General features: G+C 66.5%; 11 protein-coding genes and 1 tRNA gene. 9 read left to right on the forward strand and 3 right to left on the reverse strand.

The genetic code is table 11. From position 1 onward, the window contains the following. Positions 1-130 precede the first annotated feature (130 nt). The 7 genes from ACQ858_RS15065 to ACQ858_RS15095 all read left to right on the forward strand — a co-directional run bounded on the left by ACQ858_RS15065 (position 131) and on the right by ACQ858_RS15095 (position 7,173). Positions 131-1,048 carry an alpha/beta fold hydrolase gene (locus ACQ858_RS15065; protein WP_431273496.1) on the forward strand — a complete coding sequence of 306 codons (918 nt, stop codon included), beginning with the start codon at positions 131-133 and terminating at the stop codon, positions 1,046-1,048. A 93-nt stretch (positions 1,049-1,141) separates the two neighbouring features. Next, positions 1,142-2,246, forward strand: a protein-coding gene (prfB, locus tag ACQ858_RS15070) for a peptide chain release factor 2 (protein ID WP_431273497.1) whose coding sequence is annotated in 2 segments (ribosomal slippage) — positions 1,142-1,222 and positions 1,224-2,246 — 1,104 coding nt in all. Because the reading frame shifts where the segments join, the coding sequence is not laid out codon by codon here. A gap of 11 nt (positions 2,247-2,257) precedes the next feature. After that, a complete protein-coding gene (locus ACQ858_RS15075; protein ID WP_431273498.1) occupies positions 2,258-2,932 on the forward strand; it encodes an HAD family hydrolase in 675 nt (224 codons plus the stop codon). Beyond that, entirely contained in the window at positions 2,919-5,609 is a 2,691-nt protein-coding gene (gene pepN / locus ACQ858_RS15080) for an aminopeptidase N (RefSeq protein WP_431273499.1), read from the forward strand. Before ACQ858_RS15075 ends, pepN begins: the two co-directional genes overlap by 14 nt. Positions 5,610-5,627: 18 nt before the next feature. Beyond that, a complete protein-coding gene (locus ACQ858_RS15085; RefSeq protein ID WP_431273500.1) occupies positions 5,628-6,635 on the forward strand; it encodes a class 1 fructose-bisphosphatase in 1,008 nt (335 codons plus the stop codon). Positions 6,636-6,646: 11 nt separating this feature from the next. Further along, positions 6,647-6,722: transfer RNA gene (locus ACQ858_RS15090), tRNA-Thr, on the forward strand. A gap of 178 nt (positions 6,723-6,900) precedes the next feature. Next, the gene (locus ACQ858_RS15095; RefSeq protein WP_431273501.1) at positions 6,901-7,173 is read left to right on the forward strand and encodes a hypothetical protein; all 273 of its coding nucleotides are present in this window, start codon (positions 6,901-6,903) and stop codon (positions 7,171-7,173) included. Between the two features lie 173 nt (positions 7,174-7,346). Here the strand turns inward: ACQ858_RS15095 and ACQ858_RS15100 are convergent, their stop codons facing one another. Further along, a complete protein-coding gene (locus ACQ858_RS15100; protein ID WP_431273502.1) occupies positions 7,347-8,231 on the reverse strand; it encodes a LysR family transcriptional regulator in 885 nt (294 codons plus the stop codon). A gap of 166 nt (positions 8,232-8,397) precedes the next feature. Here ACQ858_RS15100 and ACQ858_RS15105 point away from each other — a divergent pair, with 166 nt between their 5' ends. Then, positions 8,398-9,375: a tripartite tricarboxylate transporter substrate binding protein gene (locus ACQ858_RS15105; protein ID WP_431273503.1), complete on the forward strand. Its 978-nt coding sequence runs from the start codon at positions 8,398-8,400 to the stop codon at positions 9,373-9,375. Positions 9,376-9,384: 9 nt separating this feature from the next. Next, positions 9,385-10,563 carry a M20 aminoacylase family protein gene (locus tag ACQ858_RS15110; RefSeq protein ID WP_431273504.1) on the forward strand — a complete coding sequence of 393 codons (1,179 nt, stop codon included), beginning with the start codon at positions 9,385-9,387 and terminating at the stop codon, positions 10,561-10,563. Positions 10,564-10,570: 7 nt separating this feature from the next. On the opposite strand, the gene ACQ858_RS15115 is transcribed toward ACQ858_RS15110, so the two are convergent. Then, positions 10,571-11,305, reverse strand: a complete 735-nt coding sequence (locus ACQ858_RS15115) for an RNA polymerase sigma factor FliA (RefSeq protein ID WP_431273505.1) — start codon at positions 11,303-11,305, stop codon at positions 10,571-10,573. Positions 11,306-11,341: 36 nt separating this feature from the next. After that, entirely contained in the window at positions 11,342-12,154 is an 813-nt protein-coding gene (locus tag ACQ858_RS15120) for a flagellar biosynthesis protein FlhG (protein WP_431273506.1), read from the reverse strand. Position 12,155: the final 1 nt, after the last annotated feature.

Consider the following 12,155-nt stretch of genomic DNA (forward strand, 5'->3'; position numbering starts at 1 on the left):
GCACTTCGTGTCGCTTCGCCAACCCCTCTCCGGGGGCGCACCCGGCGGCCCGGCGGAGCCGGTTCCGCGGGTGCCTTGGCCTGGGCTGTGTCAGTCTCCGGGGTCGCACAGTTCGTATCATTCCGGCTCCATGTACCAAGCCCTCCGAATCTCCCGCAGCGAATTCGTCCCCGTTCGCAACCTGAACTATCACGTGCGCCTGTGGGGCGAGCCCGCCACCGATCGGCCGCCGCTGGTGCTGCTGCACGGCTGGATGGACGTCGCCGCTTCGTGGCAGTTCGTGGTCGATGCCATGGAGCAAGAGCGCTGGATCATCGCCCCTGACTGGCGCGGGTTCGGGCTCACCGACGGCGGCAAGGTCGACAACTACTGGATGCCGGACTACCTCGCCGATCTCGACTGGCTGCTCGACCACTATGCGGGCGACCGGCCCATCGACCTGGTCGGCCACAGCATGGGCGGCAATGTCTCGATGCAGTACTCGGGTGTGCGGCCGCGACGCATCCGGCGACTGGTCAACCTCGAAGGCTTCGGCATGCCGGCGTTCAAGCCCGAGCAGGCGCCCGAGCGCTACGGCAAATGGATCGACGAGATCAAGCGCCTGCATCGCGGCGAGATGGACCTCGCGCGCTACCCGGCCGTCGATGGCGTCGCGCGCCGGCTCATGAAGACCAATCCGCGCCTTTCGCAGGACAAGGCCGACTGGCTCGCCGCGCACTGGTCGGTCGGCAGGCCGCACGCCGACGGCGGCGACCGCTGGGAAATCCTCGGCGATCCGGCGCACAAGATCATCAACGCCCACATCTTCCGGGTCGACGAGATACTGGCGCTCTATGCATCGATCACCGCGCCGGTGCTCGCGGTCGAGGCTTCCGACGACAGCCTGTCCCATTGGTGGAAGGGCCGCTATTCGCTGGACGAGTACCACGAGCGCCTCAAGAAGGTCCCCGATGCCCGCATCGCCCGCGTCGAGGACGCCGGCCACATGCTGCATCACGACCAGCCCGCCCGCGTGGCCGCGCTGATCGAGGCGTTCTTCGCCGACTGATGCCGCTCCCCCGGGGTGCCGCCATGCGGCGGACCCGGCCTTGCCCGGCATGAGAAAATGGCCGGTTTTCCCCGATTACCGTCAGGACACCCCATGGATGCAGAGCAAATCAACCAAATCGGCGCAACCCTTGCGGACCTGAGCGCCCGGACCGTCGATCTTCGGAGGTATCTTTGACTACGATGCCAAGGCCGAACGTCTGAGGACGGTCAACGCATCGCTCGAAGATCCCAACGTCTGGAACGACCCGAAGAAGGCCCAGGAACTGGGCCGCGAAAAGAAGTCGCTCGATGACGTGGTCGTCACCATCGACCGGCTGACCAGCGGCCTCTCGGACAACACCGAGCTCTTCGAGATGTCGAAGGAAGAAGGCGACATCGACGGCCTGCAGGCCATCGCCGACGACGCCGCCAAGCTCGAAGCCGACATCAAGCAGCTCGAATTCCGCCGGATGTTCAACAACCCGGCCGACCCGCTCAACGCCTTCGTCGACATCCAGGCCGGCGCCGGCGGCACCGAAGCCTGCGACTGGGCCAGCATGCTGCTGCGCCAGTACCTCAAGTACGCCGAGCGCAAGGGCTTCAAGACGCAGATCGAGGACGAAACCCCGGGCGACACCGCCGGCATCAAGAGCGCCACGATCAAGGTGGAAGGTGACTACGCCTTCGGCCTGCTGCGCACCGAGACCGGCGTGCACCGCCTGGTGCGCAAGTCGCCGTTCGATTCGTCGGGCGGCCGCCACACCAGCTTCGCGAGCATCTTCGTCTACCCGGAAGTCGACGACTCGATCGAGATCGATATCAACCCGGCCGATGTGCGAACCGACACCTTCCGCGCCAGCGGCGCGGGCGGCCAGCACATCAACAAGACCGATTCGGCGGTGCGACTCACGCACATCCCGACCGGCATCGTGGTGCAGTGCCAGGACGGCCGCAGCCAGCACAGCAACCGCGACGTGGCCTGGAAGCGCCTGCGCTCGCGCCTGTACGACCACGAGATGCGCAAGCGCATGGAAGAGCAGCAGAAGCTCGAGGACAGCAAGACCGACGTGGGCTGGGGCCACCAGATCCGCAGCTACGTGCTGGACAACAGCCGCATCAAGGACCTGCGCACCAACGTCGAAATCTCGGCGACGCAGAAGGTGCTCGACGGCGACCTCGACCCCTTTATCGAAGCCTCCTTGAAGCAAGGCGTCTGATGAAGGGGCCGATGCACAAGGCGGAAGCGCTGATCTTCGACATGGACGGCACCATGGTCGACTCCATGCCATGGCACGCCAAGGCCTGGGTCGAATACGGCGTGCGCAAGGGCCTCGCGATCGACGTGCCGGACTTCATGCGCCGCACCACCGGCCGCACCGCGTTCGAATGCGCGTGCGAGCTGATGGGTCGCGAAGTGACCGAGGCCGAAGGCGCCGAGATCACGCACGAAAAGGAATCGATCTACCGCGAGCTGTTCGGCGCACAGTTCCGCGAAGTGGCCGGCTTCAGCGCCTTCCAGAAATCGGCGGCGGCGCGCGGCCTGAAGATCGCGGTCGGCACCGCGGGCGACAGGCACAACATCGCCTTCACGCTGTCGAACCTGCGCCTGGACCCGCACCCGCTCGCGATCGTCGGGGGCGACGAGGGCCTGCCGGGCAAGCCCGAGCCGGCGATCTTCCTCGAAGCCGCGCGGCGCATCGGCGTCGCGCCGTCGCGCTGTGTCGTCTTCGAAGACGCTCCATTCGGCATCGAGGCCGCCCGCCGCGGCGGCATGATGGCCGTCGCCGTGTGCACCACCCACAGTGCCGCAGAACTCGCAGGGCCGCATGTCATCGCGGCCGTGCGCGACTACAACGAACTCACCCACTCAAACTTCCTGGAGACATTCGATGCTGTTGCGTGATGCCCAAGACCAGCCCGTCGCGATCCGCCGCGAGGACTACAGCGCACCCGCCTACTGGATCGACACGGTCGACCTCACCTTCGACCTGGACCCGGCCAAGACGCGCGTGCTCAACCGCATGCGCCTGCGCCGCAATCCCGCGGTGGCGCCCGAGCCGCTGCGCCTCGACGGCGACGAGCTGAACCTCGCGCGCGTGCTGGTGGATGGCCAGGGCGCGTCCTTCCGCATGGAAGCCGACCAGCTCGTGATCGACAACCTGCCCGATGCGTTCGAGCTCGAGATCTTCACCACCTGCTGCCCGAACAAGAACACCAAGCTCATGGGCTTGTTCGTCAGCGAAGACACCTTCTTCACGCAGTGCGAAGCCGAGGGCTTCCGCCGCATCACCTACTTCCTCGACCGTCCCGACGTGATGGCGAGCTACACGGTCACGATCCGTGCGTCGAAGTCGGCCTACCCGGTGCTGCTGTCGAACGGCAACCTCGTCGAACAGGGCGATCTGCCCGAAGGCCGCCACTTCGCGAAGTGGGTCGACCCGTTCCGCAAGCCGAGCTACCTGTTCGCGCTGGTCGCGGGCAAGCTGGTGGCGCGCGAGCAGCGCATCAAGGCGCGCAGCGGCAAGGAGCACCTGCTGCAGGTCTACGTGCGCGCCGGCGACCTCGACAAGACCGAGCACGCGATGAACTCGCTGATCAACTCGGTGATGTGGGACGAGGCCCGCTTCGGCCTGTCGCTGGACCTCGACCGCTTCATGATCGTCGCGACCAGCGACTTCAACATGGGCGCAATGGAGAACAAGGGCCTGAACATCTTCAACACGAAGTACGTTCTCGCCAACCAGGCCACCGCGACCGATGCCGACTACAGCAACATCGAAAGCGTCGTGGGCCACGAGTACTTCCACAACTGGAGCGGCGACCGCGTGACCTGCCGCGACTGGTTCCAGCTCTCTCTGAAGGAAGGCCTCACCGTCTTCCGCGACCAGGAGTTCAGCCAGGACCTGTGCGCCGAAGCCTCCGCGCGCGCGGTCAAGCGCATCGAGGACGTCCGCGTGCTGCGCACCGCGCAGTTCCCGGAAGACGCGGGCCCGATGGCGCATCCGGTGCGGCCCGACAGCTACATCGAGATCAGCAACTTCTACACCGTCACCATCTACGAGAAGGGTGCGGAAGTGGTGCGCATGATGCAGACGCTGGTCGGCCGCAAGGGCTTCGAGCGCGGCATCACGCTGTACTTCGAGCGCCACGACGGCCAGGCCGTCACCTGCGACGACTTCGCGCAGGCGATCGCCGATGCCAATCCCGATTCGGACCTCGCGCGACTGCTGCCCCAGTTCAAGCGCTGGTACGGCCGGGCCGGCACGCCGCGCCTCACGGCACACGGCGTGTACGACCCGGTCGCCCGCACCTACACGCTGAGCTTCGTGCAGAACTGCCCGCCGACTCCGGGCCAGCCGGTCAAGGAACCCTTCGTCATCCCGGTCAACATCGGCCTGCTCGGCGCGGACGGCCGCGAACTGCCGGTTCAGCTCGAAGGCGACGCCGAGGCCACGCACGGCACGCGCACGCTGGTGCTCACGCGCGCCGGCGAACAGCTGACCTTCGTCAACGTCGACGCCGAACCGGTGCCATCGATCCTGCGCGGCTTCAGCGCGCCCGTGATCCTCGACTATGACTACAGCGACGCCCAGTTGCTCACGCTGCTCGCGAGCGACACCGATCCTTTCAACCGCTGGGAAGCCGGCCAGCGCCTGGCCCTGCGTGCCGCGCTGCATGCCATCGCAACGCCCGGCGACACGCACGCGCCGCCGCTGAACGATGCCTTCATCGAGGCGATGCGCAGCGTGCTGCGCCATCCGCAACTCGATGCCGCGTTCAAGGAACTGGTGCTGACGCTGCCGTCGGAAACCTACATCGCCGAGCAGCTCGACGTGGTCGATCCGCAGCGCGTGCATGCGGTGCGCGAAGCGATGCGCGCCCAGCTCGCGACGGCCCTGTTCGCCGACTGGGAGCACACCTACGAGCAGAACCGCGACACCGGCGCCTACACGCCCGACCCGGTCTCCTCGGGCCGCCGCGCACTCGCGGGCATCGCGCTCGTGAATCTGTGCCTGGCCGCACGCAGCTCCGGCGATGCGGTCTGGCCGGGCAAGACGCTGCAGCGCTTCAAGGACGCGGGCAACATGACCGACCGCTTCAATGCACTCAGCGCCCTGGTCTCCTCGGGCCATGCGCTGGCGGCACAGGCGCTCGCGCGCTTCCACGAGATCTTCAAGAACGAGGCGCTGGTCATCGACAAGTGGTTCTCTCTGCAGGCCGGCGCACCCGACCGCGGCGGCGACATCCTGCCGCTGGTCAAGCAGCTCATGAAGCACCCGGACTTCTCGATCAAGAACCCGAACCGTGCGCGCAGCGTGATCTTCAGCTACTGCAACGCCAACCCGGGCGCGCTGCACCGCACGGACGCCGCCGGCTACGTGTTCTGGAGCGACCGCGTGATCGAGCTCGACGCGATCAACCCCCAGGTCGCCGCCCGCCTCGCGCGTGCGCTCGACCGCTGGAGCAAGCTCGCCGAGCCGTACCGCAGCGCCGCCCGCGAGGCGATCGCGCGCGTGGCCGCACGGCCCGATCTCAGCAAGGACACCCTCGAAGTCGTCACTCGCGCGCTGGCGATCTGACCTCCCCCAAGGAAACTCATGGCTCAAAAGATTTCACTCACCCGCTACCTCGTCGAGCAGCAACGCGCAGACGGACTCATCCCCGGCCAGCTCCGGCTGCTGCTCGAAGTGGTCGCTCGTGCCTGCAAGAGCATCAGCCAGGCGGTCAACAAGGGGGCGCTCGGCGGCGTGCTCGGCAGCGCCGGGAGCGAGAACGTGCAGGGCGAAGTCCAGAAGAAGCTGGACATCATCGCCAACGAAGTGCTGATCGAGGCCAACGAATGGGGCGGCCATCTCGCCGCCATGGCCAGCGAGGAGATGGACAGCATCTACGTGGTGCCCAACCGCTACCCGCAGGGCGAATACCTGCTGCTGTTCGATCCGCTCGACGGCTCGAGCAACATCGACGTGAACGTCAGCATCGGCACCATCTTCAGCGTGCTCAAGAAGCCCGATGACACGCCGGGTGTGCAGGAAGCCGACTTCCTCCAGGCCGGCAGCAAGCAGGTTGCGGCTGGCTATTGCATTTACGGCCCGCAGACCACGCTGGTGCTGACCGTCGGCAACGGCGTGGCGATGTTCACGCTCGACCGCGAGCAAGGCTCGTTCATCCTGACGCAGGAAGACATCCAGATTCCGGCCGACACCAAGGAATTCGCGATCAACATGAGCAACATGCGCCACTGGGACGCCCCGGTGAAGCGCTACGTCGACGAATGCCTCGCGGGCAAGGAAGGCCCGCGCGGCAAGGACTTCAACATGCGCTGGATCGCGAGCATGGTGGCCGACGTCCACCGCATCCTGATGCGCGGCGGCGTCTTCATGTATCCGTGGGACAAGCGCGAGCCCGAAAAGGCCGGCAAGCTGCGCCTGATGTACGAAGCCAACCCCATGAGCTGGATCGTCGAACAGGCCGGCGGCGCCGCCACCAACGGCCGCCAGCGCATCCTCGACGTCGCGCCCACCAAGCTGCACGAACGGGTGGCTGTGGTTTTGGGGTCAAAAAATGAGGTCGAGCGCGTTACCGGCTATCACGACCCGCTATAATTGAAGGCTTAGCCGGTGTAGCTCAGTCGGTAGAGCAGCTCATTCGTAATGAGAAGGTCGGGTGTTCGAATCATCTCTCCGGCACCAATGTAGATAAGGGTCTGTTGCCATCAGGAATTGCAGCAGACCCTTTTCCTTTTTGGCTGTGCGGAGTTGAAACCACAGGTTTCAGCGTCATCCGCCCCCTTGTCGACAGGAGCCGGCCTTGAGCCTCGATCGATCTTCCTTACTCCAATTGGCCGCAGCTGGGGCTGCGGTTGCCGCGATGCTTCTTGCCGCACCGGCCTATGCCGCCGACGTGAGCGTGGGTGTGGGCATCAACCTTCCTGGCGTGCTCCCCGTTCCTGCACCTGCCCCTGTGTACGTCCCGGCGCCGGTCTACGTCGCTCCGCCGCGTCCGGTCTACGTGGCTCCGCCTCCCGTGTACTACGGCCCCGCGCCGGGCTACTACTACGGGCGCGGCCATGGCGAGGACGATCGAGGCCATCGCCACGGGGACCATGGTCGGCACGAAGGCCGGCACCACGACAAAGATTGAAGTCGCGCTTCGTGGCGACACTTTGAGAGCCGTCTGATGGCCCGCGTCAAGCGGGAACGATAAAGTCCGGTCTATTCGCCGATCCGGCGAAGATCACTGCAACTCAAGCTGTCACACGCCAACCAGAGAACGGCGAGATCACCCCAAGGGTGATCTCGCACGCTCCATCCGGCTCAGTCGCGCATCAGCTCGCGCATCAATTCCCTCACGATCGACAAGCCCGGCGCCTCGGTGCGGTGGCGCAGCGTCACCAGCCCGAAGCGGGCGACGCGGTCGATCGGTGGCGTCATCTTCAGTTCGACCAGGTCCGGCGCAGCAGCGCGGATGGCCAATAGCACCGCATCGCTCTGTCGGGCCACGTCGACCAGGCTCGCCACCTCCTCGCACTGCACGGTCACACAGCGATCCGGATGCGCCTCGGGGCCGTAGGTCTCGATCAGCCCGCGCGCCACTTCATCGCTGAGCGGCGTCGAGGCGATCGGATAGCGCAGCACCGCCTCGAAGGTCACGCCATTGCGCAGGCGCGTCAGCGGATGGCCGCGGCGGCACATGAAGACACCGCGCATTTCGCGAAGCTCGCTCACCAGCAGATCGTCCGCCGGCTTGAGCGACCGGGCATCGACCACCAGCGCATCCAGCAGGCGGTCGCGCAACGACTGCGCCAGCATGTCGGTGCCGCCGCGTGCGACGACCACGCGCACCTTCGGATGCCGGACCGCCATGCGCATCAGGAGCGGCGTCATCAGCATCGCACCGGGCCCGGAACCCATGCCGATACGCAGAACGCCGCCCCGGCCTTCCCGCATGCGGCGGCCGCTGTCGCGCAGTTCGCCGGCCTCGAACACCAGTTGCTTCGCGCGCTCGACCGCCTCGCGGCCGAAGGCGGTCAGTTCGATCCGTCGCCCGAAGCGGTCGAACAGCGGCATGCCGAGTTCGTCCTCGAGCGCGCGGATGCTCCGGCTGAGCGCCGGCTGCGTGATGTAGAGCGCCTGCGCAGACTTGCTGAACGACCCGCTTTCCGCCAACGAAATCAGGTGCCGAAGCTGAACCAGCGTCATGGAAAACCTCGCGTCGATGTATGCCTTGAACTCATGCTATTTCGCACAACAATGCATTGGATGTTCTCATGACTCACTCCTACGATGCGAGCGCGGTCCGTTTTTCCGGTCACGCCATCGTCATCCACCACACGTAGACGCTCACGCCAGCGCACCCAGGAGTCTCATGAAACAGTTCTTCCAGCGTTCGATCGCCGGCCTGCTCCTGGCAGCGGCAGGCGCCGTGTTCGCCCAGGCCTATCCCACCAAGCCGGTCAATCTCATGGTGCCTTACCCTGCGGGCGGACCGTCCGACGCGGCGGCACGCATCTTCACCACGCCGCTCGGCAAGGAGCTGGGGCAGCCGGTGATCGTCGAGAACCTCGGCGGCGCCTCGGGCGCGATCGCGGCGCAAAAGGTGCTTTCGGCGCCGGCCGACGGCTACTACCTCTTCCAGGGCTCGCCCAATGAAGTGATCCTCGCGCCGCTGGCCAACGCGGCCGTCAAGCTCAAGGCCGAGGACTTCCGGCTGGTCCATCCGGTGACCGACGCGGTGATGGTCTTCGTCGCGCGCAAGGACCTGCCCGCGAACAGCGTCGACGAGCTGATCGCGCTCGCGCGCAAGTCCAAGGACAAGCCGCTCACCTACGGCAGCGTCGGTGTCGGATCGCTCTATCACCTCATCATGGAAGACGTGCAGCATCGCACCGGCACGCAGATGATCCACGCGCCCTACAAGGGCAACGCGCCGCTCTTGACCGACATCGGCGGCGGCCAGGTGGATTTCGCGGTGCTGGTCTACAGCGCGGCGATGGGTGCGATGGCCGACCAGGGCCGCCTCAAGGTCATCGGCCAACTCGGCGCGCAGCGCTCCGAGCTGCTCAAGGACGTCCCCACGGTGAGCGAAGGCAAGGAGCTCAAGGACTTCTCCTACAAGATCTGGAGCGGCTTCATGGTGCCGAAGAACACGCCGGAAGACGTGGTGCAGCGCCTGCACAAGGCCATCGGCGCGACGTTGAAGGACCCGGCGGTGCGTTCGCAACTGGCGGTGCAGACGCAGCTGGCCTCGCCCGCGATGTCGCTCGCGGAAGCCGCGAAGTTCTACGAAGCCGAAACGGCCCGCTACCGTGCGATCGCCAAGTCCATCAACCTGCAGCCGCAGTAAGGAAATCCGATGACCAGCGCCCTGCTCGACCAACTGCACCAACAGGCCGACGAGTTCATCGACCTGCGCCGCGACATCCACCAGCACCCGGAACTCGCCTTCGACGAGCACCGCACCTCCTCGCTGGTCGCCGAGAAGCTCGAAGCGTGGGGCTACGAGGTCGAGCGCGGACTCGGCGGAACCGGTGTGGTCGGTCGCATGGTTCGCGGCAACGGCAAGCGTCGCCTCGGCATTCGCGCCGACATGGATGCCCTGCCGATCGACGAAGCCACCGGCCTCGCCTATTCGAGCAGCCATTCCGGGGTGATGCACGCCTGCGGGCACGACGGCCATACCGCGATGCTGCTGGCGGCCGCGCACCATCTGGCCCAGCGCGGCCGCTTCGACGGCACGTTGAACCTCGTCTTCCAGCCGGCCGAGGAAGGCGGCGGCGGCGCGCTGCGCATGATGGAGGACGGACTCTTCGACAAGTACCCCTGCGACGCGATCTTCGCGATGCACAACATGCCCGGCATGCCGCAAGGCCGGCTCGTGCTGCGCGAAGGCGCGGCGATGGCCTCGTCGGACTACGCCACGGTCACGCTCACCGGCATCGGCGGACACGGTGCGCTGCCGCATCGCACCACGGACCCCATCGTGGCCGCCGCGAGCATCGTGATGGCGCTGCAGACCATCGTGTCTCGCAACATCGACCCGCTGCAGATGGCCGTGGTCACGGTCGGCGCGATCCACGCCGGCAAGGCCAACAACGTGATCCCGCAGTCGGCAACGCTCGAACTCAGCGTGCGCGCGCTCGATCGCGAGGTGCGCGGCACGCTCGAGAAGCGGATCAAGTCGGTGATCGAATCGCAAGCCGAGAGCTTCGGCGTCCAGGCGAAGATCGACTGGCGGCGGGGCTACGCGGTGCTGGTCAACACGCCGGAAGAGACCGCCTTCGCGCGCGAGGTGGCGATCGAGCTGGTCGGCGCCGATCGCGTCACGCTGCAAGGACAGCCGCTGTCCGGCAGCGAGGACTTCGCGTTCATGCTCGAGAAGGTGCCGGGCTGCTACGTGCTGATCGGCAACGGCGACGGCGACGGCCATGGCGCCTGCATGGTCCACAACCCGGGCTATGACTTCAACGACGCCAACGTGGCGGTCGGCTCAGCGTACTGGGTGCTGCTGGCGGAGCGCTTTCTGCGCGCGTGACGGAAGACTACAGCAGCTCCTTCAGGCGCCCGCGCAGCCGGCTGATCGCCTGGCTGTGGAGCTGGCAGACGCGGCTCTGGCTCACTTCGAGGATCGCGCCGATCTCGCGCAGGTTCAGCTCCTCCTCGTAATAGAGGTTCAGCAGAAGCTGATCGCGCTCGGGCAGTTGCTGGATCGCTTCCACCAGCTGATGACGGAATCCGCTTTCGAGCAGTTGCTCCAGCGGATCGTCGCTGCCGCGCTGGCTGCGTCGCGCGTTCTGCGCATGCAGGTCGATGAACGGGTTCTCGGCTTCGCCCTTGGCGAAGTCCTCCACGTAGAGAAGCTGGCAGCCCTGGATCTCCTGCAGCAGCGACTGGTAGGCCTCCAGATCCATCTTCAGCTCCTTGGCGATCTCGCCCTCGGTGGGCGGACGGCCGAGGCGATGCTCGAGCGACTGGATGGCCTTCTCGACGTTTCGCGCCGACTGGCGCAGGCCGCGCGAGCCCCAGTCGCTGGAGCGCAGCTCGTCGAGCATCGCGCCGCGGATGCGCTGGCTCACGAAGGTCTCGAACTGCGCGCCCTTGTTCTCCTGGTAGCGGCTCGATGCATCCAGGAGGCCGATCATGCCGGCCTGGATCAGGTCGTCCAGTTCGACGCTGGCGGGGAGCTTGGCGATCATCTGCAGCGCGATGCGCCGAACCAGCGGCTGGTGCTGTTCGAGCAGATGGGACTTCTCGATGGTTCCCTGGGCGGTGTACACGTGCGGTCCTTGTTGCGTTGTTCGGGTTGATCTGCTTCAGGCGGCGGCGGCACCGGGCGCGTGAAGGGCACGCGGCACCGTCATCGCGATGCGGCTGTCGTTCATGGCATGGTCGTTCGGTCGGCCGACGCGCTCGGGTGCACGCCACGGCCAACGCAGTACGTCGGCAGCAATGCGGCGGAAGTCCACCGCGGCGGGGCTCGCCGGGAACGCTTCCACCACCGTCAGGCCGAGGCGACGGGCATCGGCATGGTGCGCATCGGCGTGAACCCAGCCCGCCGGCTCCAGCGACACCGCGAGATAGCGGCTGCCGGTGTTGGCGAGATTGGTCATGATCTTCTGTGCCTCGCCCGCGCCCGATGCGCGGTTGACCAGGAAGCGAAGCTGCCTCAAGCCGTGCGCGTAGTGCAGGCGCTTGATGCCCGCGTAGGCCGCCGTGATCGACGCGGCATTCGGTTGCAGCGCCAGCACCAGCTCGTCCGCACGCTGCGCGAGCGGCGACAGCCGGCCTTCGTCGTCGAGTGCGGCGTCGATCAGCACCACGCCGCCGTGGCGAAGCGTCCGCGGATCGGCCGATGCATGGGACGCCGGCAACACTTCGACGCCGCATTCCGCCGCCACGCCCGGCACGTCGATGCGCCACAGCGCACCGGCCGAAGCGTGATCCGAGTCCTGCTCGTCGATCAGCAGCACGTCCTTGCCCTGATGCACCAGCGCCGCGGCAAGGTTCATGGTGGTGGTGGTCGCGCCATCGCCGCGGCTCATGCCCGCGATCGCGATGACGCGCGTCGGCGTGTGCGCCAGAAGGCGGCGAAGTCCGTCCGCCTGATCCGCAACCAGCTTGCTCATG

It is taken from the genome of Variovorax ureilyticus, assembly GCF_050632185.1.
GTDB lineage: Bacteria > Pseudomonadota > Gammaproteobacteria > Burkholderiales > Burkholderiaceae_C > Variovorax > Variovorax ureilyticus_A.